General features: G+C 61.5%; 21 protein-coding genes. 11 read left to right on the forward strand and 10 right to left on the reverse strand.

Annotation, left to right across the window (positions count from 1 at the left end):
• Positions 1-45: 45 nt before the first annotated feature.
• Genes fumC through B7X90_RS02610 form a run of 3 tightly spaced genes read right to left on the reverse strand, consistent with a single transcriptional unit; the run spans position 46 to position 2,030 of the window.
• Positions 46-1,428 (reverse strand): class II fumarate hydratase, encoded by a 1,383-nt coding sequence (gene fumC / locus B7X90_RS02600; RefSeq protein ID WP_292621410.1) that lies wholly within the window; start codon positions 1,426-1,428, stop codon positions 46-48.
• Positions 1,425-1,835, reverse strand: a complete 411-nt coding sequence (locus B7X90_RS02605) for a low affinity iron permease family protein (RefSeq protein ID WP_292621412.1) — start codon at positions 1,833-1,835, stop codon at positions 1,425-1,427. Before B7X90_RS02605 ends, fumC begins: the two co-directional genes overlap by 4 nt.
• A gap of 6 nt (positions 1,836-1,841) precedes the next feature.
• Positions 1,842-2,030, reverse strand: coding sequence for a DUF3008 family protein (locus tag B7X90_RS02610; protein ID WP_292621414.1), 189 nt, complete (start codon positions 2,028-2,030; stop codon positions 1,842-1,844).
• A 196-nt stretch (positions 2,031-2,226) separates the two neighbouring features.
• On the opposite strand from B7X90_RS02610, the gene B7X90_RS02615 reads away from it, so the two are divergent.
• Positions 2,227-3,795 (forward strand): tetratricopeptide repeat-containing sulfotransferase family protein, encoded by a 1,569-nt coding sequence (locus B7X90_RS02615; RefSeq protein ID WP_292621416.1) that lies wholly within the window; start codon positions 2,227-2,229, stop codon positions 3,793-3,795.
• A 116-nt stretch (positions 3,796-3,911) separates the two neighbouring features.
• Here B7X90_RS02615 and B7X90_RS02620 read toward each other — a convergent pair whose 3' ends face one another.
• Positions 3,912-6,296 (reverse strand): TonB-dependent receptor, encoded by a 2,385-nt coding sequence (locus B7X90_RS02620; protein ID WP_292621419.1) that lies wholly within the window; start codon positions 6,294-6,296, stop codon positions 3,912-3,914.
• Between the two features lie 363 nt (positions 6,297-6,659).
• Here B7X90_RS02620 and B7X90_RS02625 point away from each other — a divergent pair, with 363 nt between their 5' ends.
• Positions 6,660-10,022 carry an ATP-binding protein gene (locus B7X90_RS02625; RefSeq protein WP_292621420.1) on the forward strand — a complete coding sequence of 1,121 codons (3,363 nt, stop codon included), beginning with the start codon at positions 6,660-6,662 and terminating at the stop codon, positions 10,020-10,022.
• Positions 10,012-10,920 (forward strand): response regulator, encoded by a 909-nt coding sequence (locus B7X90_RS02630; RefSeq protein ID WP_292621422.1) that lies wholly within the window; start codon positions 10,012-10,014, stop codon positions 10,918-10,920. The genes B7X90_RS02625 and B7X90_RS02630 overlap by 11 nt, the downstream gene beginning before the upstream one ends.
• Positions 10,921-10,948: 28 nt before the next feature.
• Here B7X90_RS02630 and B7X90_RS02635 read toward each other — a convergent pair whose 3' ends face one another.
• Genes B7X90_RS02635 through B7X90_RS02650 form a run of 4 tightly spaced genes read right to left on the reverse strand, consistent with a single transcriptional unit; the run spans position 10,949 to position 15,171 of the window.
• On the reverse strand, positions 10,949-11,509 hold the full coding sequence (locus B7X90_RS02635) for a nucleotidyltransferase family protein (RefSeq protein ID WP_292621424.1): 561 nt from the start codon (positions 11,507-11,509) through the stop codon (positions 10,949-10,951).
• Positions 11,506-12,483 (reverse strand): XdhC family protein, encoded by a 978-nt coding sequence (locus B7X90_RS02640; protein WP_292621426.1) that lies wholly within the window; start codon positions 12,481-12,483, stop codon positions 11,506-11,508. Before B7X90_RS02640 ends, B7X90_RS02635 begins: the two co-directional genes overlap by 4 nt.
• A 10-nt stretch (positions 12,484-12,493) precedes the next feature.
• Entirely contained in the window at positions 12,494-14,656 is a 2,163-nt protein-coding gene (locus tag B7X90_RS02645; protein WP_292621428.1) for a molybdopterin cofactor-binding domain-containing protein, read from the reverse strand.
• Entirely contained in the window at positions 14,653-15,171 is a 519-nt protein-coding gene (locus tag B7X90_RS02650; protein WP_292621430.1) for a (2Fe-2S)-binding protein, read from the reverse strand. The genes B7X90_RS02645 and B7X90_RS02650 overlap by 4 nt, the downstream gene beginning before the upstream one ends.
• 92 nt (positions 15,172-15,263) lie before the next feature.
• On the opposite strand from B7X90_RS02650, the gene B7X90_RS02655 reads away from it, so the two are divergent.
• The 6 genes from B7X90_RS02655 to B7X90_RS02680 all read left to right on the forward strand — a co-directional run bounded on the left by B7X90_RS02655 (position 15,264) and on the right by B7X90_RS02680 (position 19,579).
• Entirely contained in the window at positions 15,264-16,043 is a 780-nt protein-coding gene (locus B7X90_RS02655) for a TetR family transcriptional regulator C-terminal domain-containing protein (RefSeq protein WP_292621431.1), read from the forward strand.
• A 116-nt stretch (positions 16,044-16,159) separates the two neighbouring features.
• Positions 16,160-17,338, forward strand: coding sequence for an amine dehydrogenase large subunit (locus B7X90_RS02660; protein WP_292621432.1), 1,179 nt, complete (start codon positions 16,160-16,162; stop codon positions 17,336-17,338).
• Complete coding sequence (locus B7X90_RS02665; RefSeq protein ID WP_292621434.1) at positions 17,335-17,883, forward strand: MauE/DoxX family redox-associated membrane protein; 549 nt, start codon at positions 17,335-17,337, stop codon at positions 17,881-17,883. The genes B7X90_RS02660 and B7X90_RS02665 overlap by 4 nt, the downstream gene beginning before the upstream one ends.
• Positions 17,883-18,485, forward strand: coding sequence for a methylamine utilization protein MauD (locus tag B7X90_RS02670; RefSeq protein ID WP_292621435.1), 603 nt, complete (start codon positions 17,883-17,885; stop codon positions 18,483-18,485). The genes B7X90_RS02665 and B7X90_RS02670 overlap by 1 nt, the downstream gene beginning before the upstream one ends.
• A 25-nt stretch (positions 18,486-18,510) precedes the next feature.
• Positions 18,511-19,053, forward strand: coding sequence for a methylamine dehydrogenase light chain (locus B7X90_RS02675; protein ID WP_292621437.1), 543 nt, complete (start codon positions 18,511-18,513; stop codon positions 19,051-19,053).
• 10 nt (positions 19,054-19,063) lie between these two features.
• Positions 19,064-19,579 (forward strand): cytochrome C, encoded by a 516-nt coding sequence (locus tag B7X90_RS02680; protein WP_292621438.1) that lies wholly within the window; start codon positions 19,064-19,066, stop codon positions 19,577-19,579.
• A gap of 27 nt (positions 19,580-19,606) precedes the next feature.
• On the opposite strand, the gene B7X90_RS02685 is transcribed toward B7X90_RS02680, so the two are convergent.
• Positions 19,607-19,822, reverse strand: coding sequence for a hypothetical protein (locus B7X90_RS02685; RefSeq protein WP_292621439.1), 216 nt, complete (start codon positions 19,820-19,822; stop codon positions 19,607-19,609).
• 833 nt (positions 19,823-20,655) lie between these two features.
• Here B7X90_RS02685 and B7X90_RS02690 point away from each other — a divergent pair.
• Both B7X90_RS02690 and B7X90_RS02695 read left to right on the forward strand, forming a co-directional pair.
• On the forward strand, positions 20,656-20,841 hold the full coding sequence (locus tag B7X90_RS02690) for a YezD family protein (protein WP_292621441.1): 186 nt from the start codon (positions 20,656-20,658) through the stop codon (positions 20,839-20,841).
• 98 nt (positions 20,842-20,939) lie between these two features.
• Positions 20,940-23,420 carry a TonB-dependent receptor gene (locus B7X90_RS02695; RefSeq protein WP_292621443.1) on the forward strand — a complete coding sequence of 827 codons (2,481 nt, stop codon included), beginning with the start codon at positions 20,940-20,942 and terminating at the stop codon, positions 23,418-23,420.
• Positions 23,421-23,462: 42 nt separating this feature from the next.
• Here B7X90_RS02695 and B7X90_RS02700 read toward each other — a convergent pair whose 3' ends face one another.
• Entirely contained in the window at positions 23,463-24,299 is an 837-nt protein-coding gene (locus B7X90_RS02700; protein ID WP_292621445.1) for a TIGR00266 family protein, read from the reverse strand.
• Positions 24,300-24,450: the final 151 nt, after the last annotated feature.

Below are 24,450 nucleotides of genomic sequence, written 5' to 3' on the forward strand. Positions count from 1 at the left end.
AACCCAAGAAACGAGGTTAAGTCCGCACTAACACTTAGGCCCGTTTCAGATCATTTGTTCGGGCCGGACCAGCCGCTCAAACATGGTCTCATCCACCAAACCCAGCGCCAAAGCCGCTTCGCGCAGGCTCAGATCATGCTCATGTGCGTGCTTGGCAATCTTTGCCGCATTGTCATACCCGATCTCCGGGGCAAGCGCGGTCACGAGCATCAGCGAACGCTCAACCAGTTCCCCGATCCGCCGCCGGTTCGGTTCGATTCCTTCGACACAGCGCGTCGCAAAGCTAAGCATTCCGACCGACAGCAGATGGATTGACCGAAGCACTGCAGCACCGATCATCGGCTTGAAAACATTGAGTTCCAGATGCCCCTGCATCCCCCCCACGGTCACTGCCTGATGATTGCCGATCACTTGCGCAGCCACCATCGTCAGCATCTCGGCCTGCGTCGGGTTCACCTTGCCCGGCATGATCGAACTGCCCGGTTCGTTGGCCGGAAGCTCCAGTTCGCCAAGGCCTGAGCGCGGGCCTGAGCCGAGCAGACGGATGTCGTTGGCGATCTTGGTCAGCGCCACCGCCAGCGTCGAAAGCGTGCCCGAAAGCTGCACAAGCGGATCGTTGGAGGCGAGGGCTTCAAACTTGTTGGGCGCCGTCACGAAGGGCAAGCCGGTCAGTTCCGCAACTTGCGCCGCTACCTCTTCCGCAAAGCCTTCGGGCGCGTTCAACCCCGTACCAACGGCGGTTCCCCCCTGCGCAAGTGCGTGTAGGTGCATCTCGGTGCTCTTCAGAAACGCATCTACATTCGCCAACTGCTGGGCATAGCCGGAGAACTCCTGCCCCAGTGTCAGCGGCGTCGCGTCCTGCAAATGCGTGCGCCCGATCTTCACCAGATCCTTCCAAGCCAGCGCCGCACCCGCAAGGCTCCCCCGTAACCGCCCCAAGGCTGGGTAAAGGTCCCGGTGCAGGGCAGTCACCGCAGCAACGTGCAGCGCCGTGGGGAAGGTGTCGTTCGAAGATTGCCCCATGTTCACATGATCGTTGGGATGCACGGGGATCTTGCTGCCACGTTGGCCCGTCAGCATCTCGTTGGCGCGGCCCGCGATGACTTCGTTGGCGTTCATGTTGGACTGCGTGCCGCTGCCGGTCTGCCAGATCACCAGCGGAAACTGATCATCCAGCTTGCCTGCCACCACTTCTGCCGCAGCTGCCTCAATCGCATCGGCAAGGTCGGGCGCTAGGTCATGACGCCGGTTCACCCGCGCTGCCGCCTGTTTCACAACGGCCAATGCACGCACGATACCGATGGGCATCTGCTCCATCGCGCCGAACGGAAAATTTTCTATGCTCCGCTGTGTCTGCGCACCCCAATAGGCGCCGGCAGGGACATGAACAGCCCCCAGACTATCGGTTTCGCTGCGAAATTCAGTCATGTGCGGTCCAGTAGATGTTCAACAGTGTCGCTTGTTGTCGCCAGTTTGCCGTTTGGACCTTTGACTTCACGCTCCAATGCATCGCGCAATTTCTCGATCTCGTCTTCGGTCAGATGCTCGATCCCGACAAAGCCTATCCTTGCCTTGTCCACCGCGCGGATCAGTTCATCAAGTTTCGCCTGCATCGCTGCCGCATCACGGTTCTGGCTGTTCTGGATCAGGAAGACCATCAGGAATGTCACGATGGTCGTTCCGGTGTTTATCACCAGTTGCCAAGTGTCGCTCCATTGGAACAAGGGGCCGCTGACACCCCACGTTATGATGATCGCCATGGCTAACACAAAAGTGCCTGCCTGACCTGCCCAAAGCGAGACCCGGTTGGCGATACGCGTAAAGACTTGGTCCATATAGGCTCACTTCTTGGTTACGTGTTCCGGTTTGCCCTTCCGGCTGGTGGAAGCCATATCTTCAAGTTCCCTTTCCGTCATGGATTTCTCCATGGATCGCGAAGCGCCCTTAAGGTCCTTCTTGGGCGTATCACCGCGCTTGGCGGAAAGAGCAGCGCCAGCAGCCTTCTGCTGGGCGGCGGATTTGGCGGGCATCGCTTGGCTCCTCATGTCAGTCCGGTTGGTTAAACGCGGGCAAGGGGGCACTGTTCCGTGCCGACATATTGCAGATGCGTAAATTGGCGTAGCAATGAAGATTGGCCGCGCCGCTAGGCTGCCGGTTACAGGGGGAACCGATGATGAGGAGTAGCCGCGTGACCGGGCCAGCAATCGACAGGAGCCTGCCAGCCTGATGGCGCAAGCGCCCGCGCCATCATTGCGAGATTTGCTCGCGGCCGGCGATCCGGCCCGTGCGCTGGCTGCGGCAGGAGAAGCGCTCATCCGCAACCCCGCTGATGCCGACGCGGGCTTTGTTGCAGCGGTTGCTCTGGCCGAGGCGGGGCGCGTTGCTGATGCGCTGAAGGCTATCGGCGCTGTCGTGCGTGCCGTCCCCGGCAATGCGGAATACCTTGCCCAGCAGGCGCGCGTCCTGCTCATGGCCCGGCGTGAGGGTGAGGCGCTGGCAGCGGCACGCGCAGCGGTGGACGCCGCGCCTTCCGATCCGCTGGTGCTCGATACCATCGGTTGCGTCTTCGCCCGGCTCGGCGCGCATGACGAGGCGCTGCCGCTGTTCGAACACGCCGTGGCGGCGCAGCCTGATGCGGTGGAATACCGTTTCAACCTTGCCAGCACACTCGGCTTCTTTGGGCGGGTGAGCGACGCTGCAACCCAGTACGAGGCCATCATCGCGCGCGATCCGGCGCATGGCCGCGCGCACCTTGGCCTTGCCGGTTTGAAGCGCAAGGCCAGCCCCGAAGGCGTCGCCCGGATTGAGGCATCGCTGCCGCAGGCTGACGATCCGCTGGAGCAAGTTCGCCTGCACTATGCGGCGGCGGCGGCGCTGGAAGATTTGCGCGAACATGACCGCGCCTTTGCCCATCTGGCGCAAGGCAACGCCATTCACCGTGCGCGGTTGGGCTACAGGTTTGCCGATGACGAGGCTGTGTTCGACGCTGTACGCCGAGCCTTCGTCGGCCACTTGCCGCTACAGGCCGACAGCACGATTGAGGACGCGCCGTTGTTCGTGGTCGGCCTGCCACGCACCGGCACCACGCTGGTGGACCGGATCGTCTCGTCGCACCACGCGATTACCTCTGCCGGTGAACTTCAGGCAATGCCGCTGGCGGTGAAACAACTGGCGCAGACCGGTTCGCGCATGGTGCTGGATCCTGAAACGATCGGCGCGCTATCAGGTGCATCGGCGCAAGTGCTCGGTGAACTCTACCTTGGCAGGGCACGCCAGAACGCAGGTGCACAAAGCCCATTGTTTACCGACAAGTTCCCGCTTAATTTCCTCTACATAGGCTGGATTCTTCAGGCGTTTCCGAATGCCAAGGTGCTGTGCCTGCGGCGTGGTGCGATGGACAGCGTGTGGTCCAACTACAAGCATCTCTTCGCCATCGGTTCGCCCTACTATCGCTGGTCCTATGACCTTATGGACACGGCGCGCTATGTGCTGCTGTTCCAGCGGCTGATGGCCTTCTGGCGCCAGCGCTTTCCGGGGCGCATTCACGAAGTCACCTATGAATGGCTGGTGGCCGATCAGGAAGCCAACACGCGCAAGATGCTCGCCTATTGCGGTCTGGATTGGGACGCAGCCTGCCTCGATTTCCAGAACAACACCGCCGCCGTGGCCACACCCAGCGCGCAGCAAGTGCGCGAGCCGATCAACGCCCGCGCCGTGGGCCGCTGGCGCGCCTATGAAGCGCACCTTGGCGAAGTGATGGACTTTTTCACCGCCAACGGCATCCCGCTGGATTGATCCTGCGAGGCAAAAAAGGGGCCGCTGTTCCAATGGAACAGCGGCCTAGTCCTTCGCAGGAACGTGTTCGCAGCAACTCCCCCAGCCTTGCGCGATGCAGGCCGGGGATGGAGCCATCAGAACTTCTTGGTCATCTCAACGCCGATCTTGCGCGGGCTGAGCACAGCGTTGGAGTAGTAACGTGAGACCACGCCATCGTTGACGATGCGGCGCGAACGGTCGTTCGAGACCGAAACAACCGCGAACTTGTCAAAGATGTTGTCGGCATAGACGCGGAATTCGAGCGTCTCGTCGAGCGCATAGGCCACCGATGCACGGTGCGTAGTGTAAGCTGGCAGCACTTCACCGGCAGCGCGCGCGCCAACGCGGGTAAAGATGTCGCCCGTGTAGGTGGATGTCCAGCTCAGCGTCATGGTGTCTTCGCCGACCGTGAATTCGTAGTTCATGCCAATGGAACCCGAAACCTTGGTCGAACCCGGCAGACGGTCCCCCGGCAGCGCATCGAATTCACCGGTTCGGGTCTTGAGCAGGCCCGGCACTGTTTCTGTCAGATAGGCATCGGTGTAGGACCAGTTGCCCTGCACGCTGAAGCCATCGAAGGGCCGTGCGTTGAACGAGAATTCCACGCCTTTCGACACCGCCTTGCCGCCGTTCACAGTAATGCCGATGGCCCCGTTCTCGGTCAGACCGTCAAGCTGAATGCCTGACCAGTCGATGTGGAACACTGAAAGCGTCGTGCGCAGCTTGCCATCGAACAGGCTGGCGCGGATGCCTATTTCCTTGTTCCTTGTGGTGTCCGGCCCGAACGAGAGTTCATCGGGCAGGGCGCAGAGGTTCTGACCGGGATTGAGCGGCAATACACAGGGCGCAACGCGGTTTACGCCGCCGATGCGATAGCCCTTGCTGAACGTTGCATAGACCATCAGGTCAGGCGTGAACTTGTACGATCCGTTGAACTTCCAGACCGCGCCATCATCGTTGGTATCGCCCGAACGCGTGCGGAAATTGATGGCGGGGAACGTCTGGAACAGAGGCAATGCGGTGCCGCCGGTCACTTCGGCCTTGTACTTGAAGTAGCGGCCACCTGCCGTCAGCGTCAGCGCATCGATGGGCTGGAAGGTCAATTCTCCGAACACCGCCTGTTCGGTGGTCTTTGTGTCAACGAACGAGGCGTATTCCACTTCGTCTGGCCGGTTGATGCCAGCAAAGGCCGGATAACCCGGAACGATCTCGCGGTAGTCCGACCGCGTCTTGAGACGGTTGTAGAACCCGCCGAGTACCCAGCTGAACGGGCCACCATGCGTGGAAACAAGGCGGATTTCCTGGTTGAACTGCTCATTCTTGCCGGTCGAACGGGTATAGCCTGAAAATGCGGGGAACAGTTCGTAATCATAATCCAGATCGAGCAGCAGGTCAGTAACGTCGGTCTGGCCTGAGAACTTCTGGCGGGTGAACGCGGTGGCTGAAACCAGTTGCGCAATATCGCCCAGCTCTGCTTCCACTTCGGCGGCGAACAGGTCCGTCACGCGCTTTGAAGGTTCAAGATAGCGCCACGGGGCTTCGTACTTGCCCGTGCCAAACACACCGCCACCATTGGCCTGCCTGCCGTTGGTATCGGTCTGCTGGCGCACATAGCTGAGCGTCAGCGCCAGCCCTTCGAACGGATAGAGGCCCAACTGGTTGCGGCTGGTGAAGGTGTGTTCGAAGTTGGCGTCTTCGTAAGTCGAGAAGTTCTGCGCAATTTCATCTGCCGAACCAATCGAGCCAAAGAATGTGCCGGGACGGTTGGGCTGCGGATCGGAAACGCCGGGCGTCTTGAGCAGGTAATTGTAGTCGATAAAGCCCGGATCGTTGAAGTAGCCAGTCGCCGAACGGAAAGCGACCTTGCCGGGGATCAGCGGCACGTTGATCATCCCATCGACGACAAAGCCGGGATCCTTGGCATGGGCCACGTCATAGACGCGGACGTGGAAGGCACCTTCCCACCGGTCAGGATCGGGACGGTTGGGGATGTAACGGATTGCGCCGGCAAGCGTGCCAAGGCCATAGAGCGTGCCTTGCGGCCCAAGCTGCACTTCGACCCGGTTCATGTCGATGAACTTGAAATCCTGATAGAGCGGGATTTCGCCAAGGTAGACGCCAACCGTGTTGTCGGAGTTTGAACCGAAAGCGCTGGTATCATTGGCCGAAAGGCCGCGCATCACGATTGCGCCTGTTGATCGCGGACCGGTGTCCTGAATGGTAATGCCCGGAGTGAACGCAGCCAGCGAACGAACATCATCAACGCGCTGATCTTTCAGACTTTCCGCAGTGACTGCCGAAATGTTGATTGGTGCGTTTTGCAGGGAAATTGCCCGGCGCGTTGCAGTCACGATGATCTCGGTGCCCGGCTCATCTGCCGCATCGGCCTGCGGGGCTTCCTGCGCCAGCGCGGGAAGGGCGGTGATGCTTGCGATGGCGGTGGCAGACAGCAACGCCGCGCGCTTCAGGGAAAATTTCATTGAAACCCTCATGTTGTTGTTTCTTGTCTCATGGTTTCAGTCATCCCCGCCTACGGCCCTCTTTTGTTGCTGGAGCCGTTTCGACCCGGCCGGTTTGTTCCGCCAAAGTGCTCGGATGGGGCTTCTCCCCAAAATCGGCACCGGCGTTTCCATCCAGAGTGTGACCAAGGCTACGCGGTTGCAAAAAGTGGCACATTCGCCATTTGACGTAGTTTCGGGCGAAACCGCCCCGGATCGCCCCGTCGGGCATACGTAAATCGGCCCATGCTCAGCAGGCCCGCCGGGCTGCACTATCAGCGCCATGAACCATGCCGAGGCCATTGCGAGCGTTTGCCCTTCCTTGCGGCACGGGCAGCGCTGAACATGGCGCGTTCTGCAACTGTCGTTCCTGAACGCCGCAGTTATAACCAGTGGGTCGCCAGCCAGACGCATGACGATCCGGCCTTGCGCTTCACGCCTGATGCGGCGCGGAAGTGGTCCTCTGCTGCCGTGCTGCAAACCGCCATCGGCAGCGCGGCTTTCCTTGCCTGCGAAGCGGTTGGCGCATCGATCACCTTGCTCCACGGCATGACTGTAAGCGTCGCGGCGATTGTCACCGCCTGTCTGCTGATGTTCGTCACCGGGCTGCCCATCGCGGTCCATGCCGCCCGGCGCGGAGTAGACATCGATCTGCTCACGCGCGGTGCTGGCTTCGGCTATCTAGGATCGACCATCACCTCGCTGATCTACGCCGCCTTCACCTTTCTGTTGTTTGCCGTAGAGGCGAGCATCATGGCCGTCGCCCTGCGCGCGCTCACGGGGCTGCCCACGCAACTCGGCTATCTCGTCAGCGCGCTGGTTGTGATCCCGATTGCGCAATACGGCATGGGCGGAATCTCGCGCTTTCAGGTATGGACCCAGCCGCTGTGGATTGGGCTGCAACTGCTGCCGGTTGCCTATCTGCTGTGGCAGGGCGGCGATGTGTTGGCGCAGTGGGGGGAATTTACCGGCATCTATGCCGCCCGCCCGCCGCTGATCGCCTTTGGCCTTGCCCTGTCCTTGCTGCTGTGCCTTCTGCCGCAGATTGGGGAGCAGGTGGAATATCTGCGCTTCCTGCCTGCGCGTGAACAGATGGGCGCGCGGCGCTGGTGGACGGTGGTGCTGATCGGCGGGCCGGGGTGGACGCTGATCGGCGGCGTGAAGATGCTGCTCGGCTCGGTGCTGGCGGCATGGGCGGTATCGTCCGGCGTATCGCCTGCCCTTTCAGAATCGCCCACCGGGATGTTCCGCCACGCATTTGAACCAGTGTTCGGCGGTCCGCGCGCTGCGCTCTGGGCCACGGCGCTGCTGATCGTCGTCTGCCAGATGAAGGCCAACGTGACCAATGCCTATGCCGGGTCGGTCGCATGGTCGAACTTCTTCTCGCGTCTGACGCAAAGCCATTCGGGCCGAGTGGTCTGGCTGCTGTTCAACGTCGGCCTCGCCACGATCCTGCTGCTGTTCGGCATCACCAGGTCGATGGAGGCGGTGCTGCTGTTCTATTCCAGCCTTGCGGCAGGCTGGATCGGCGCGCTGGCGGCGGATCTGATCGTGTCCAAACCGCTTGGCCTCAGCCCGCCGGGGATCGAGTTCCAGCGCGCCTATCTCTACGATATCAACCCTGTCGGCATCGGCGCGCTGCTGTTGTCCATCACGGCTTCGGGCTTGTGTCAGTTGCACTTGTTCGGAGAGGCAGCGCAGGCATTCGCGCCAATCATCGGACTTGGCGTTGCCTTTGTCGCGGCCCCTGCGATTGCCGCAATTACGCGGGGCCACTTCTATATCGCCCGCAAGCGCGATGCGTGGGATATAGCCGACAAGACCTGCGTGATTTGTGAATGCACCTATCAGGCGCCTGACACTGCGCATTGCCCGCTCTATGCCGGGCCGATCTGTTCGATGTGCTGCTCGCTGGAAACCCGCTGCCACGATATGTGCAAGCAGGGCAGCCGCGCCACGCAGCAGTTCACCAACCTTGCCGAATGGATGCTGCCGCAACGGCTCGCCCGCTATGTCCACACCGCTACCGGTCATTTTATCGGGGTCATTGGCGTGTTCACGTTGGCCAATGCGCTGGTGATCGGGCTGATCGGGCGCGAATATTCTCGCACCCACCCTGCGCTGTCTTCGCACGTTTGGGCCATCCTGCTGGCAGTGTTCATCGTGTTCTTCTTCATGTCCGGGCTTGGCAGCTGGATCATCGTGCTGGCCCACCAGAGCCGCCGCGCCGCGCAAGAGGAAACGCGTGGCCACCTTGCCGAACTCGAACAGGAAATTGCCGCGCATGAGGAGACCGACGCCGCCCTGCAAAAGGCGCGCGAAGTGGCTGAAGCTGCGAATGCCGCAAAAAGCCGCTATCTCGTCTCGGTCAGCCACGAAATCCGCTCGCCGCTCAATTCGATCTACGGCTATGCCCAGTTGCTCGAACGCGGCAGCGATCTGAAGCCTGAAGATGCGGGCAAGGTCATCTGCCGGTCAAGCGAACACCTCTCGAACCTCGTCGATGGCCTGCTCGATATTGCGCAGGTCGAAGCCGGTGTGCTTCGCCTGTCGCGCGATACGATCCGCCTGCCCGCTTTCGTCGAACAGATCGCCAACATGTTCCGCCCGCAAGCCGGGGCCAAGGGCGTCAAATTCGTGCTGGAAGTGCCGCAGCCGTTGCCCGAATTTGTGCGCGGGGACCAGAAACGCTTGCGGCAGGTGCTCATCAACCTGCTCTCCAACGCGATCAAGTTCACGCCGTCCGGCTCGGTCACGTTCCGCATTGGCTGGCGCGGAGAGATCGCCACTTTTGAAGTGATCGACACCGGCATCGGCATCGCGCCTGAAGATATGGGGCGGATTTTCGGGGCTTTTGAACGCGGCAGCAGCAAATCGGCGGCGGGGCAGCCGGGCATCGGACTGGGCCTCGCCATCACATCTACGCTTGTTCACGTGATGGGCGGCGAATTGAATGTTGAGAGCAATCCCGGCGAAGGCACCCGCTTTGGCTTGCGCCTCATGCTTTCGCGCCCGGTTACGCAGCCGGTGCAGAGCCATCGCGCCGATGTGATCACCGGATACGAAGGCGCGCGCCGCCACGTGCTCATCGCCGATGATGATGCGGCGCAGGCGGCCGTAATCGAGAACCTTCTGAAGCCATTGGGTTTCCTCGTCACTGGCGCGCGAGACGGCGATACGGCGATTGCGCTCGCGGCAGCCTCGCGGCCCGATATTGCGCTGCTCGATATTTCCATGCCGGGCAAAACCGGTTGGGAAACCGCTGCCGCTCTGCGGGCCGCACATGGCTCTGCGCTGCGCATCGTGATGGTTTCCGCCGATGCGCACCAGTTCCGGCGCGGCGGCGATGGGCATGATCCGCACGATATGTTCCTGACCAAGCCGATCCAGTTGGACAGCCTGCTCGATGCCGTTTCGTGGCAACTGGATCTGACCTGGACCGTGGCCGACGGTTCGCCTTTGCGTGAAGCCAAGTCAATTTCAGGCATTGAGCTTCACCTTCCCGCCGCCGCCTTGCCATTTGTGCCGGAAATCGAAGGTCTTGCGCGCATCGGCAATGTCCGGGCGATCCAAAGCCGCCTTTCCGAACTTGAGGAAGCCGTCCCTGATGCAGCCCGTTTCGTCGCCCACCTTCGCAATTGTCTCGAATGCTTCGATTTCAAGAGCTTACGAGAAGCCCTCCGCCGAGGGGTGGTCCATGTCAGCTAAGGATGTAGTGGCCGGGCGCGACACTGTGCTGGTGGTCGATGACAACCCGGAATCGCTCCATTTCCTGATCGATACGATCGAGCGTGCGGGCATGACGGTGCTTATCGCCACCAACGGCAACGATGCGCTTGAACTGCTGGAACACGCCGCGCCCGACCTGATTTTGATCGATGCAATCATGCCCGGCCTTGATGGCTTTGACACGACCCGCGCGATCAAGAAGCAACCGCGCCTCGCTGATATTCCAGTGATTTTCATGACCGGGCTGACCGAAACCGAACATGCCGTCCGCGCGCTTGAGGCTGGCGGGGTGGACTATGTGCGCAAACCCATCGCGATTGAGGAACTGCTGGCGCGGATGCGCGTGCATTTGACAGCGGCCCGCGTATCGCAGGCCGGTCGCAGCGCGCTGGACGCCACCGGGCGACACCTTTTCGCGGTGACTCCGGGGGGTGATCTGCTGTGGGCGACGCCGCAAGTTGAGCGGTTGCTGGAAACGCTGGGGAGTGCCGATGCGCTGCCTGCCGAATTCGCCCAGCCGCTCGCGCGCTTGATGATTCCGGGCGAGAATCCGGGCACGTCGCTGCGCTTCGATGCGGGCGGGCAGACCATCGAACTCGTCCTCGTCGGGCCGACGCGGGGCGAGGAGGTGCTGGTGCGTCTCAATGTCATCCGCGAAGGTGCTGAGGTGGAATTGCTGCGCGAGCGTTATGGATTGACGCTGCGTGAGGCCGAAGTCCTGCTATGGATCAGCTATGGCAAGCCGAACCGCGTTATCAGCGAGATTTTGGGTATAAGCCCGCGCACGGTGAACAAGCACCTTGAGCAAGTGTTTGAAAAGCTTGGCGTTGAAACACGCGCGGCAGCGGCAGCCTTTGCCGTAAGGACGATAACCTGAAGTGCACCAAAACGCACCTAAAGCGCACCTAACGGCCTTTAATGTGTTCCAGCGCACTCTGCAGGTCTTCCAAAGTGTCGATATCGAGCGCAAGTTCCGGCGAGAGTTCGACGGAGGGGGCATCATTCAGGAGAGCGCCGGCGCCCCTGTCTCCAACCAGCGTTTTGAGCGCTTCGAAATGCTGCTTTCCGAAGATCGCCGGAACCATGTTCCGCCCGTCAACTTGCGTGGCGATCATGCTGCCATCGAACTGCGCGATGAGCCGCGCGAAATGGTCTGTCGGGACAAGCGGCATGTCGGCGAGGGCGAAAAGCACGGCGTCTTCGTCGGTGAGTGCAGCAACGCCAGTAGCTATCGACTGCGACAGAGGTGCATCGGGTGGATCGAGCAAGATGCGCGAAAATCTGGGTAGATCAGGTGTTTGCGTTGAACAAAGTGCGATCTTCCGGTCAAACGGGAGGGCGCTGAGGCTATCGGCTACATGGCGGGCGAGGGGCTTTCCCGCCAGCGCGGTTCCGAGCTTGCCGCCGCCAAAGCGGGTCGCTCGTCCGGCAGCGAGCAGGATGGTTGCTATTCGCAGGTCGCTCACCGTAACGCGGCAGCGCTGAGAGGTTCGCCGGTCCAGTATGTCCAATTAGCCAAGCTGTTGTATTCCGATACAATTTCGCCAAGAATTGAGAGTGCCAGCGTGGCCGGATCGCGCGTTGCCGGAATCAGGCCGATATGGCCGCGCAATTTCCCGATGGTCTGCTCACCCAGCCCCGCAGCGCGCAGCGCCGCAAGGCGGGCCGCATGAGTCCGGCGGCTGCCGATGGCACCGTGATAGTAGGCGGGCAAATCAAGGGCTTGAGGCAGAAGGAATTCCTCCCAATCGCGGCCATGGAAAAGGAACACGATGGCGGTCCATGTATCGCCTTCGATCGGGGGCAGGGTAGTGCGCGTTGGAAGATGCAGGCTGTTTATGCCCGATTGCGCCAGCAACTGCTGCGTTCCGGCATCTGGAGAAAGTGCCGTAACTTCCGTGCCGAAAGCTTTGGCAAGATGGCAAAAACCGGTCAGATCCTCACCCTGGCCGAGTGCGATCACGCGCAACGGCGGCTGATAGACGAGTGTAACCTCCCGCCCATCCCAAGCCCGTTGCGCCAGCGGTTCAGCCACCACCGCACTGTCACAATCAAGCCGAAGGGATGCCGGTTGGCGCTGGTCAAGCATGTCGAGCGCGGCAATGATTGCTTCGGGTTTGGGACGCGGGGTGAACAACAGGTCGATCCCGCCGCCGCAGGGCAGGCGAATGTCGATATAGGGCGAACCGATGCCGTAGCGGACTACGTGGCCCCAGCCTTCTTCAAGCGTTTCAAGGGCTTCGGTGGCAATGGCGTTTTCGATGCAGCCGCCGGAAAAGGAGCCGATCTTCCGGCCATCCGCCGCAACCGCCATCTGCGCGCCAAGTGCGCGCGATGATCCGCCTTCGATCCCGACGAGAGTGACTAGGACGCATTCCACTCCCTCGTCCGCCCGGGTGGCGAGAAAGCGGAGGATATCAAGCGGGGAGGCAGCGACCATCAGGCGGGCGCTATACCACCTCCAGCGGCAGACGGCGATGCCGTTTTCCGGTCAGAGAGTAGATTGCGTTGGCCAGCGCGGGAATTACCGGGGGCAGGGCAGGCTCGCCAAGTCCCGTGGGCGGGAAATCGGTCTTCACGAATTCGACGGCAATTTCACGCGGGGCTGCGTCAATCCGCATGAGTGCGAAATCGCCGAAGTTGTCAGCGGTGATGGCGCCTGCTTCCTGAACGATCTTCTGGCCGACCATGGCTTGGCCCAGCCCTTCTATCACGCAACCGTGGGCCTGATTCATGGCATTGAGCGGATTGATGACATGTGCGCCGATGTCTCCGGCGACCCAGACCTTGTCCACCTTCAACGCACCATCGGCCATCGAGATATCGACGACTTCCGCGAAATATCCCAAGTGGCTGAAATAGAACCCGAAGCCGCGGCCTTTCTCACGCCCCTTCCAGCCCGCGGTCTTGCACACGGCGTCAATCACGCCGCGCGCGCGGCCCGTATGGAACTTGGCCCGTTCGCCCGGAATTTCGCGCGGTTCGCCCAAAGTGCGGCGCATCAGTTCGGGCAGGTCCAGCCCCGCGGCTTCGGCCACTTCATCGAGGAAGGACTGGAACACGAAGGCCATGGCATTGGAAGACGGTGCGCGCAGCCAGCCAGTGGCGAGGTTGGTGGCCATATAGCTGACGCCAAGATCGACATTGGGCACGACGGGCGCGGGATATTCGCCGGGGGACATTTGCGCGGCGCGCACAGGCTTTCCATCTGCACCGAACGTGGCGAAGTGATCTTTCAGGGCAACCAGCGCGCCGTCCGCGCCAAGCCCTGCGGTGAGGCGATGCCAGCCTGCGGGGCGATAGAAATCGTGGCGGAAATCGTCGGTCCGGTCGAACAGAACCTTGACCGGTTTGCCCGGCATGGCCTTGGCCACTTGCCCGGCGATCACCATGTAATCATTGAGCAATCTGCGCCCAAAGCCGCCGCCGATGCGGGTGAGGTGAATGGTCAGATCATCAGGTGTGAGGCCGCAGAACTTGGCGGTTTCGGCGCGACCACCGGCGGGCGCCTGACTGGGCGCCCAAAGCTCCAGCTTGCCATCCTTGAACAGTCCGGTGCAGTTCTGCGGCTCTAGCGAGGCGTGGGCGAGGAAGGGGTATTCGTAGTCGGCCGTGACGACTTTTGCCGCCTTGGCCAGTGCGGCATCAGGATCACCGGCCTTGAACACGCTGGTCTGCGGCGTGCCTGCAATGAGCTTTGCAGCATCGATTTCATATTTGGCAGTGGAGAAGCTGGTGACGGCGGTATCGTCCCATTTTACGGCCAGCTTTTCACGTGCCTTGCTGGCCTTCCACCAACTGTCAGCAACGATTACCAGCGTGTCCGCCTTGCCTTCAGGCACGAAGCCGCTGTTGACGGCGACGACGCCCAGCACGCCTGGTATTGCCTTGACCCCGGCATCATCGAACGACGCGACTGTGCCGCCGTGGGCAGGGCATTTCACCACCGCGCCGTGGACCATGCCGGGCACGCGGGTGTCGATGCCAAAGAGCGGTTCGCCCTTGACGATCTTTGGCACATCGACGCCGGGTTTGGACGTGCCGATGATCTTGAAGGCGGCCGGGTCTTTCAGTGTTACCTTGGCGAGATCGGGCGGCGTTTGGGCGGCGGCATCTTTTGCCAGCGATGCAAAAGTGGCAGTCTTGCCCGACGAGGTCTGGACTACTGTGCCGCTGGCGGTGGAGAGCGTGGCGGGATCTACGCCCCACTTTTTGGCAGCGGCCATGACCAGCATTTCGCGCGCGGCCGCGCCAACCTGCCGCATGGGAATCCAGTTGCGCGGGGTGGCGCTGCTGCCGCCTGCGACTTGCGGGCCATAGAGCTTTTCGTCTGCATCGGTCTGTTCGATGCGCACCTGTTCCCATGCAAGGTCCATTTCCTCGGCGATGAGCATGGGCAGCATGACCTTGACGCCCTGACCGATTTCCGGGTTCTTCGCGCCGATGGTCACGGTGTTGTCGGCATTGATGCGGACGAAGGCGTTGAGCACATCGGCAGGTGCCGTGGCGCTGGCAGCGGCGAGGACAACGGAAGCATCGAGCGTGAGCACCGCGCCGCCTGCCATCGAGGCGACGAGGAACGAGCGGCGCGAGAGGGCGACTGTTTGGGTCATGCCAGTTGCTCCCCGGAAACGCCAATTGCGGGAAGGGCTGAGGCATCGGCCATTTCGGCGGGGAGGCCTGCTGCCTTGCGGATAGCGGCGCGGATGCGCAGATACGTGGCGCAGCGGCAGATGTTGCCGCTCATCCAGCCGTCGATATCATCGGGCGTAGGCTTCGGGTTCTGTTTAAGCAGCGCGGTGGCGGACATGATCTGCCCTGCCTGGCAATAACCGCACTGGGGCACGTCCAGCGCGGTCCAGGCATCGGCCACGCGCTTGCCCAGTTCGTTCATGGCCACGCCTTCGATCGTGGTGACCTGTTTTCCGGCGGCATCGGCAATCGGCGTCTGGCATGAACGGACCGCCTCTCCATCGAGATGGACGGTGCAGGCACCGCACAGACCTGCGCCGCAGCCGAACTTCGTGCCGGGCATGTCCAGATCTTCGCGCAAGACCCACAGCAGGGGTTTGTCCGCTTCCGCTTCCACTGTGCGTTTGCGGCCGTTGACGGTGAGAGAGACGCTCATCGTATTGATTCCTTGGGATATGCCGCTTCGGTCGAACAAGCGCGCCGATAGCAGGCCCGCATCGTGCGCGGAATCTGGACAGGCGCGCAGTTTTGGTCAAGCACCTTGTTCTGATCTGGCGCAACGGGCAGCACAACTGGCAGATCATTGCCATTGGCGTGGGCGCAAGCTTGGTGTTATGCGCGGGGCTTATGGCCGCTCGCCCCGACCCTGCCGACACGGAATTGCCGTCTTCACCGCGCCCCGGAACCTATGCGCGTGGAACCGAAACGGTCGATGCGATCATCAAGGCCGCGCTGCGGGTGTTGATCGACGAGGGATCAGGCGCGTTCACCATTCGCCGGATTGCCGCCGAATGCGGGATGAAAGTGGGGAATGTCAGCTACCACTTCCCCAAGAAGGAACTGCTGATCCAGACACTGCTGGACGATATCATCGGCAGCTATGACAAATTGCTGGAACGCACCGTGCGCCAGCCGGGGCTTGATGCCGAAGAGCGGCTGCGGCTGATCGTGGTGATGTGCCTTGATGACATTGCTGGCAAGCGGACCACGCGGCTGTTCCCTGAACTGTGGGCACTGGCCAATCACAACGAGTTTGTGGCGGACCGGGTGCGGGTGTTCTACCAGCGCGTGCATGATTTTATCTCGGACTATGTGGCGCAGCTGAACCCGGCGTTGAGCCATCAGGAAGTGCGTGATGTGGCCCTGTTCATCAGTGCATCGATGGAGGGGGCAACGCCGTTCCTGGGTTATGAAAAGCCTTGGGCAGCGCGGATGCCGGCGTTCACCGCGATTGCCGCGCATGGCTTGGTGCATATTGCCAAGACGATCACTTCGGCGCAGATTGCAGGTCTGGACGCGCGACAGTAGGTCGCTGCCGGGCACTTTTCTTTCGCAACTGCAACAAGGCGCTTGACCGAATCTGGACATTCGTCAAGCCTTGGGCCTGCGAGGTATTTCGTTGCGAGGTTTTCAGGGGGGCCGCGATGAAGCGTATGGGCAGGCTGGCACGAGTTGCTATCGGTGCGGTGACTATGGGGGCGATGGGCATGGGAGCGTTCGGCGCTCCGGTTGTGGCCGAAAACATCGTACCCGAGGCTGAAGAGGCCACTGTAAACACCATCGATCCGCCCAAGCTGGGGTGGTTCTATGTGCGGGGCGGATGGGGCTCTGCGGGATCGAGCATCTTCGATGCGGGCACCGGCAAGATGCTGGGCATGGTATCGACCAGCCGCGATTCCGATCTTGCCATCGATCCTGCGGGCAAGTTCTATTACGTGGCCGAAACGATGTGGACCAAGGTCAACCGTGGAACGCGGATGGACTTCATCTCGATCTATGACAGCAAAACGCTGAAGCTGGTGACGGAAATCCCCACGCCGGGGCGGCTGATCGTGGGTGGGTTCACCACAAATTTCGTGCTGAGCGACGATGGCAAGACGGCCTACGATTACAACTTCGATCCGGCGTCTTCGGTCAACGTGATCGATATGGCCAAGCGCAAGTTCGTGCGGGCGATCGAACTGCCGGGCTGTGCGAGCCTGATCCCCAACGAGGGGGTTGGCTTTTCCGCGCTTTGTGCCGATGGCACGCTGGCGACGGTGGCGGTGAAGGGGGCGACGCAGGAGATTACGCGGTCTGCCGAGTTCTTCGATGCGGCGGCGGACCCGATCTATTCCAACGTGGTGTTCGACCGCAAAAAGAACATGGCGGTGCTGCTGAGCTATACCGGGCTGGTGCGCACGGTGGCGATGGGCGCGGCTCCGGTGGTGAGCGCGCCGTTCTCCATCCAGGAAGCGGGCGGGATGCGGGCGGCGGACGTGAAGCCGCTGGACATCGCGTGGTATCCGGGCGGGATGCAGCCGACTGCACTGCACCGGCCAAGTGGCACACTGTGGGTGCTGATGCACAAGGGTGAATACTGGAGCCACAAGGAAGGCGCCGAGGAAATCTGGGGCCTCGATCTGGCGACGAAGAAGCTGGTCAAGCGCATCCCGGTGAGGGGCCATCCGCGCAATATCGAGATTACGCAGGACGATGCCGCGATGATCATGGTCAACGGAATGGACAACAATGCCATGATCATCGATTCCAAGACAGGCGAAGTGAAGCACGAGATCGAGAACGCGGGCGGCGGACTGATTACGGTGGTTGAGCCGAAGTGAGCGGGGCTTTCGACACGGCTTTGGCGATCTGCGGTGGTGTTGCCGCCGTGGGGAACGGGCTGGTGTTTCTGACCGCTGGCTTTGCCAAGCTGCGCAGCCGCCGGGTGTTTCCGGGTGTGGTGGCAAACTATCGGTTGTTGCCCGAAGCGCTGGTTGGGCCAGTAGCAGCCGTTCTGCCCTTGGCCGAGGTGCTGATCGGTGCGGCGTTGCTGGGCGGCGTTGCCTTGGCGGCGGTGCCTGCTGCGGCGTTGCTGCTGGCTTTTGCTGCGGCGATGGCGGTGAATATCGGGCGGGGGCGGGCGCATATCGATTGCGGTTGCGGGCGTTCTGAACTGCGCCAGCCGTTGAGCCGGACGCTCGTGGTGCGCAATCTCGTGCTGGCGGGACTGCTGGTTCCTGCGATGTTTGCGGTGCCGGTGTTCGGCTCGGTCGAGTGGGGCTTTGCCCTTGCGGGCGGACTGGCGCTCTATCTTCTGACTTTGCTGGTGAATGCACTGTCCGCGCTGGCGGCAGGGCCGCTGGCCGTTGAAAGGAATTCACGATGATGACCGCGCTGATCGTGGGGCAGGTGCTTTCGTGGGTGGTGATCATCGCCCTTGTCGTGGCGCTGCTGGCGCTGGCGCGGCAGGTGGGCGTGCTGCACATGCGCGTGGCGCCGGCAGGGGCTTTGCAGACGAGCGGCGGCCCGGCAGTGGGCGGAAAGGCCCCTGCGGTTCCTGCACAGACGCTGGAGGGCAAGGACGTGATCGTGGGTGGCCCCGCCAAAGGTGTGCCGCTGCGGTTGCTGATGTTCGTTTCGGCCACGTGTCCGCTGTGCAAGGGGCTGATCCCGGCGGCGCGATCCTTTGCCAAGGATGAGCGCGTGGAGCTGACCTTTGTGGGTGACGATACGGTTGCGGCGCAGCAGGGGCTGATCGCGGCGCAGGGGCTGGAAGACTATCGCTTCATCAACGGGCCGGAAGTGGGGCAGGCGTTCGAGGTGGGCAAGCTGCCCTATGCAGTGCTGCTGGATTCCGAAGGGCTGATCCTGTCCAAGGGGCTGGTGAACAGCCGTGAGCATCTGGAAAGTCTGGTGGTGGCCCACGAATTGGGCATCGCGACGGTGCAGGATTACATTTCGGGGCTGAAGCAGCCGGTTGCGGCGTAAGCGGGACGAACGAAGGGGGCATTTGATGATCAAGTTCAATCCCGATGCAACTGGCGAGAAGCTGCTGCGGCGGTTGGCCGGGGGCACTTCACGCCGGGGGATTCTTTCACGGCTTGGCGCGGCGCTGGTGGCGGCTCCGGTCTTTCCGCTGCTGCCGGTGAGCCGGGCAGAGGCTGCCAAGCCTGACCGTTCGCCCGAGGCGAAAACCGCGTTTGCGCGCTCTGCGCAGACCAAGGACGACACCAAGTGCGACTATTGGCGCTATTGCGCGATTGATGGGTCGCTCTGCACGTGCTGCGGTGGCGGGATGCATACTTGCCCGGCAGGGTCTGAACCATCGCCCGTTTCGTGGGTGGGTTCGTGCATCAACCCGGATGACGGCAAGGCCTATATGATTGCCTACCGCGATTGCTGCGGCAAGCCGACCTGCGGCCAGTGCGGTTGCGACAACATCGACCGTGAAACGCAGCTATACCTGCCACAACTCAACAACAACATCATCTGGTGCTTCGGGACGAGCAGTATGGAATACCACTGTTCCACCGCCATGATGATCGGGGCTGCGTGAGAGGTTGGCGGTGAGGGCACTGGTCCTGGCGGCAGTAGCCCTTGTTCTGGCACCGCAACTGGCGGCGCGGGACGATCCGCGCAGTGCAACGGTGGCGCGAGGCCTTGCCGCACTGAGTGACCCGGAACTGGCGCGGGGCGATTATGTGGAGCACTGCGCCGGGTGTCACGGGGTGCAGGGGATCTCTGCCCCGGCAAAACTGCCCGAACTGCGCGGGCGGGTAGGCTACATGATGTGTACCGCCGATACCCGCGCCTATCTGCTGCGGCTGCCCAACATTGCCAAAAGCCGGATCAGCGACAATCAGCAACTGGCAGACATGCTGAATTTCATGGTCTTTGGTCTGGGTGGGGACAGCGTGATCCCCGGCACGCAGCCGTTCACCGCACAGGAAGTGGAATACGAACGCCGGTTCGCGCTGACCTCTGCGTCGCTGGTGGCAGAGCGAAAGCGCCATGTTGAAACGGCCATTCGTAAATGCGGTGCGCCGGAAGCTTTTCGGGACTTCTACCGAACGCGCGGGTGAGCGTTCGACAAGTTCCGGTTCGGAAGATTAACCTCTATAAACTTTCGTTGCCGCTTCAGCTAAAACGGACTGGACGTTGCGCTGCTGTTTGCAGGCGATTTTTTGCACGCCACCCGTCATGATTCGCAGTTCCGAGGCCTTGCCCATGGCCACTTGAAGGCGGCAGCGTCCCTCGGTTTTCGGGCCTTCACCATTTTCGAACCAGTTATATGCATCGTTCTGGCAAGGCTGCTGCGAGGCCACGACGTTGGCCGGTCAAGCTAACTGTCAGTGACGTAAGTAATTATGCGAATGCAGGCCGGGTGGCGTCATGGATGTGCGCCTTCGTTTGCTCTTAAGCGGTGCATTCTTTGCTTTCGCAATCGCGTCATTCGGCTACGACGCCTGCATGAATACGGGGCGCAAGTGAAGACAGCCTGTTGGGTTGTCCGGGGCGAGCGTACTGCCAAAGATCAGGATGGGGCGTCGGTATGCAAGCAGCGGCAAGACCACTCGCGGAAGTTTTCGTAGCTTTGTCCGGGGCGCTGGATGATCTGGACTACCATGGCGAGGCAATGGCCGCACTGCATCTGGCAATGGCCGTAGACTGCCTGCGGGAGTGTCTTGATCCGGCGAATGAAGCGGACTCCAGTATGGAACGCCGCCCACATCTTCGGTTGGTAGCTTCATCCTGATCTGACGCGTCCTTGCGGCCCGCTCCATCGGGCATCACCGTTTCTGCACACCAAACCGAGGCTTCCGACCCATAGGATTCGGGCCGCTACGGCCTTGAGCGTTTCATCGGTGAAACCGCTCACTTTATCGCAAGACGTTTGTCTACTGAAATAGTTGAGTTACCATAATGTGTGGGCAGGTCGAGTGTGCGCATGCACTCGGGCCTGCCTTCTTTGCGAAGGTTCCCACTGATTGGCCGACAAGCTGGCCTTCGCACCAGCATAGTCAAAGTTTAATGTCTACCTATTTGATTGACTATAAGGGTGTGTTGGAAGGCGAATCGCTGTCGTGGGTGGGGGCAACCGATCCTGCGACGTTTGCGCAGGACGTTCGGCTTGCGAGGATACAGGATGAACAAACTGATGACTGAATCAGCACCTTCCGGGAGGCCACTGCCCGGTGATGGCAACGATCATCTCGACGAGAGCCTTGCCAGTGTGCGCGAGGCTTTGACAGGGCTGCGCTATGGCGCAGTGCAACTCACGGTTCACGAGGGCCGGGTCGTCCAAATCGACGTAACGGAAAAGCGGCGGCTCAAGCCGAACTGATACGGGCGTCCGACATTTTCACCAGAAACGACAACAAGCAACCGCACCGCTGACCGGACCACCGGAAGCATCGCACAAAAAACCATGAGGTCTTTGCGATGAATTTCCGTGTCTTGCTTCTGGCGGGGGCAGCGCCCTTTGCCATTGCTTCGTTCTCCGTTTCGTCTAGCGCATTCGCTGAAGAGACCGGGCCGGCTTTGGCCGCCACCGCACCAGTTGCCGATGATGAGGCACCGCAGGAATCGTCGGTCGGTACAGGCGCGAATGACAGCGGCACGATCGTCGTCACCGCGCGCCGTCGTGCCGAGACAGCGCAGGAGGTGCCCCTGGCCATATCCGTGCTGGGCGGTGACCAGATCGACAGTACCGGCAGTTTCAACGTGGGCCGCCTGCAGCAATTGACGCCGACGCTGCAATTCTATTCGTCGAACCCGCGCAACACGGCGGTGAACATTCGCGGCCTGGGCGTGCCGTTCGGGCTGACGAACGACGGGATCGAACAGGGCGTCGGCATCTATATCGATGATGTCTACAATTCGCGCGTGGCTTCGGCGACGTTCGACTTTCTGGACGTGAAGCAAATCGAAGTGCTGCGCGGGCCACAGGGCACACTCTACGGCAAGAACACCACGGCAGGTGCGATCAACATCACGACCAACCAGCCGACCTTCGATTTCGAAGCACGGGCCGAGGCGAGCGTGGGGAACCTGAATTATGTTCAGGCCAAGGCGGCGGTGTCCGGGCCGATTACCGATACGCTGGCGGCGCGGTTTGCGGTGTCTGCAACCAACCGGCGTGGGACGATCTACAACGTCACTTCGCAGCAGTGGATTCAAAGTCAGGACAACGTGGGTCTGCGTGGACAGTTGTTGTTCCAGCCGAGTGAGGCCTTCAGCATCACGCTGGCGGGCGACTACAGCGAGCAGGACGCGGTGTGCTGCGGGTCCGTCTTCGTCCGTACCGGTTTGACCCAGCGCACGCTCAACCGGCAGTTTGCGGCCTTGGCCGCGGCGCAAGGCTATGTGCCTGCCAGCACCGAGCCTTTCGATCGTGTGACCGATCTGGATGCCGCATTGCAGGCTGGCAACAAGATCGGCGGTGCGTCGATCAAGGTGAAGTGGGATGTGGGGCCGGGCACGCTGACGTCGGTCACGGCATGGCGCTTCTGGGACTGGGAGCCAGAGAACGATCGCGACTTTACCGGTCTGCCGATTGTTACGCGATCGCAGAACCCTTCGCAGCAGGACCAGTACACGCAAGAACTGCGCTACAACTATAGCGGCGATACGGTGGATTTTGTTGTGGGGGCGTTCGGCTTTTACCAGCGGATCGACACGCAAGGCACGGAATCGCATGGTTCGGCCTCCACGAAGTGGAACCTTGCGCCGACCAACGCGCTCTACAATTCCAACGTGCTGGACGGGCTGACTGCGCGGAACACGCAGTTCCTGAAGAACACCAGCCTTGCAGTCTATGGACAGGCGAGCTGGAAGCTGACGCCGGAGCTGACGCTGCAGCTCGGCCTCCGCGTAAACTACGACAAGAAGGACGGCTTCTACCAACGCCGGGTTTTTACCGGAGCAGGCACCGAAATTCTCCTCGACGGGACGACCAGTGCGACCAAGACCGCGCAACTGGGGATATTTACGCCGCAGGAAATCGCGCCGAAATTCAGCGATTGGAATTTCAGCTACGACTTTACCGCCAGCTACAAGGTGGCAGAGGGCGTGCTGGCCTATGCGACCTATGCCAAGTCGTTCAAGTCAGGCGGGATCAACCAGAACGGCGTGCCCACTGATACGCAGAACAATCCGCTGCTGGGCACAGCAACGGTGAAGCCGGAATCGGTCAATCACTATGAAGTGGGGATCAAGACCGAGTTTCGCGAGATCGGCGCGATTTTCAACCTTTCGGCCTACCGCACGGACATCAAGGATTATCAGGCCAATGTGAACAACGGCCAGTTCGGGGTGCTGCGAGGCTATCTGGCCAACGCGGGGGCGGTTCGCTCACAGGGCGTCGAGGCAGACTTCTCGATCCGGCCGAGCGACCGGTTCAACGCCTATACCAACGCAGCCTACACCGACGCGACCTATCGCACGTTCATCGACGCGCCATGCCCGCCAGAGCTTTCGGGCGGCACCGTGGCGACCGGATCACATGTTCCGGGTGCAGCGGGGACGCCGGGTGCGCTCAGCCCTGCCAACTGCGACATATCCGGGCAGCGTCTGCCGGGTGTCTCGAAGTGGTCGTTCTCGTTCGGGTTCGAAACCAACGCGCCGGTCACCTTCCTGAAGCAGGATGGGCAGATCTATTTCGGCTATGACGGCAGTTACCGGTCGGACTTCTCGTCGAACCCCAGCGCTTCGACTTACACCAATGTCGGTGGCTACTCGCTGTCGAACTTCCGCGCTGGTTTTCGCACGGACGATGGGTTCGATGTATACGGTTGGGTGCGCAACGCATTCGACGAGAACTACTTCGAGCAGTTGTTCGTAGGGCCGGGCAATACCGGGCTGATTGCCGGGCTTCCGGGTGATCCGCGCACGTGGGGGCTTACCCTGCGCAAGAACTTCTGACGGCGTGAGGCCGGTGGTTTGCGCCACCGGCCTCGTGGCTGGTTAGTTGTTACCCCCGATAAAATCGCCAAGCCCGCCCAGTACTGAACCTTCGCCACGGTTCTGGCCACCGCGCGATCCGGCTGCGGCGAGCATCCGCCCGGCGAGGCGCGAGAAGGGCAGGGATTGGATCCAGACCTTTCCCGGGCCGCGCAGGCGCGCGAAGAACAGGCCTTCGCCGCCGAAGAGCACGGACTTTACGCCGCCAGCGGTGACGAGGTCGAATTCCACCGAGGGTGTATAGGCGGCAAGGCAGCCGGTATCGACATGGAGTTCCTCGCCGGGGCGCAGCTCTTTCTCAACGATGGTGCCGCCCATTTGCACGAAGACCCAGCCATCGCCTTCAAGCTTCTGCATGATGAAGCCTTCGCCGCCGAACAGGCCGGTCATTACCTTGCGCTGGAACGCCACGCCGATGGAGACGCCGCGCGCGGCGGCAAGGAAGCTGTCCTTCTGGCAGATCAGTGTTCCGCCAACGTCCGAAAGCTTCATCGGCAGGATTGCGCCGGGTGTGGGCGAGGCGAAGGCAACGCGGGCCTTGCCATGGCCGTTGTGCGTGAAAACGGTGGTGAACAGGCTTTCTCCGGTAACCAGCCGCTTCCCTGCGCCGAGCAGCTTGCCCATGAAGCCGCCTTGCTGATCAGCCCCGCTGCCATCGCCGAACACGGTGGTCATGCCGATGGCGCCATCCTTCCACACCAGCGCGCCGGCTTCGGCGACGGCGCTTTCGCCTGGATCGAGTTCGATTTCGAGGAACTGGAGTTCCTGCCCCTTGATCTCGAAATCGATGTCATCGGCAATCGAGGCGCTGCGGTGGTGTGCCCAAGGGCTGCTGGACATTGTGGTGGTCTCCCGTTGGATTGACTGATCGAGATGTAGCTATCGGCTGTGACAGGTCGTGTCCCATATGGTGGTGTAGGTTCGCCGGCGTAGCCTTAGCGATCTCCGGCCAAGCCGGGTTGATCATGCTGCCATAGGGGGCAACGTGATG

Origin of the sequence: Novosphingobium sp. 17-62-19, from assembly GCF_002256775.1 — a bacterium.
Taxonomy (GTDB): Bacteria; Pseudomonadota; Alphaproteobacteria; order Sphingomonadales; family Sphingomonadaceae; genus Novosphingobium.

Coding starts and splice junctions, on each gene's coding strand:
- fumC (WP_292621410.1), bottom strand. CDS start 1,428: ATGACTGAATTTCGCAGCGAAACCGATAGTCTGGGGGCTGTTCATGTC.
- B7X90_RS02695 (WP_292621443.1), top strand. CDS start 20,940: ATGAATTTCCGTGTCTTGCTTCTGGCGGGGGCAGCGCCCTTTGCCATT.
- B7X90_RS02650 (WP_292621430.1), bottom strand. CDS start 15,171: ATGAGCGTCTCTCTCACCGTCAACGGCCGCAAACGCACAGTGGAAGCG.
- B7X90_RS02675 (WP_292621437.1), top strand. CDS start 18,511: ATGATCAAGTTCAATCCCGATGCAACTGGCGAGAAGCTGCTGCGGCGG.
- B7X90_RS02645 (WP_292621428.1), bottom strand. CDS start 14,656: ATGACCCAAACAGTCGCCCTCTCGCGCCGCTCGTTCCTCGTCGCCTCG.
- B7X90_RS02610 (WP_292621414.1), bottom strand. CDS start 2,030: ATGCCCGCCAAATCCGCCGCCCAGCAGAAGGCTGCTGGCGCTGCTCTT.
- B7X90_RS02625 (WP_292621420.1), top strand. CDS start 6,660: ATGGCGCGTTCTGCAACTGTCGTTCCTGAACGCCGCAGTTATAACCAG.
- B7X90_RS02670 (WP_292621435.1), top strand. CDS start 17,883: ATGACCGCGCTGATCGTGGGGCAGGTGCTTTCGTGGGTGGTGATCATC.
- B7X90_RS02640 (WP_292621426.1), bottom strand. CDS start 12,483: ATGGTCGCTGCCTCCCCGCTTGATATCCTCCGCTTTCTCGCCACCCGG.
- B7X90_RS02615 (WP_292621416.1), top strand. CDS start 2,227: ATGGCGCAAGCGCCCGCGCCATCATTGCGAGATTTGCTCGCGGCCGGC.
- B7X90_RS02620 (WP_292621419.1), bottom strand. CDS start 6,296: ATGAAATTTTCCCTGAAGCGCGCGGCGTTGCTGTCTGCCACCGCCATC.
- B7X90_RS02690 (WP_292621441.1), top strand. CDS start 20,656: ATGACTGAATCAGCACCTTCCGGGAGGCCACTGCCCGGTGATGGCAAC.
- B7X90_RS02605 (WP_292621412.1), bottom strand. CDS start 1,835: ATGGACCAAGTCTTTACGCGTATCGCCAACCGGGTCTCGCTTTGGGCA.
- B7X90_RS02630 (WP_292621422.1), top strand. CDS start 10,012: ATGTCAGCTAAGGATGTAGTGGCCGGGCGCGACACTGTGCTGGTGGTC.
- B7X90_RS02700 (WP_292621445.1), bottom strand. CDS start 24,299: ATGTCCAGCAGCCCTTGGGCACACCACCGCAGCGCCTCGATTGCCGAT.
- B7X90_RS02660 (WP_292621432.1), top strand. CDS start 16,160: ATGAAGCGTATGGGCAGGCTGGCACGAGTTGCTATCGGTGCGGTGACT.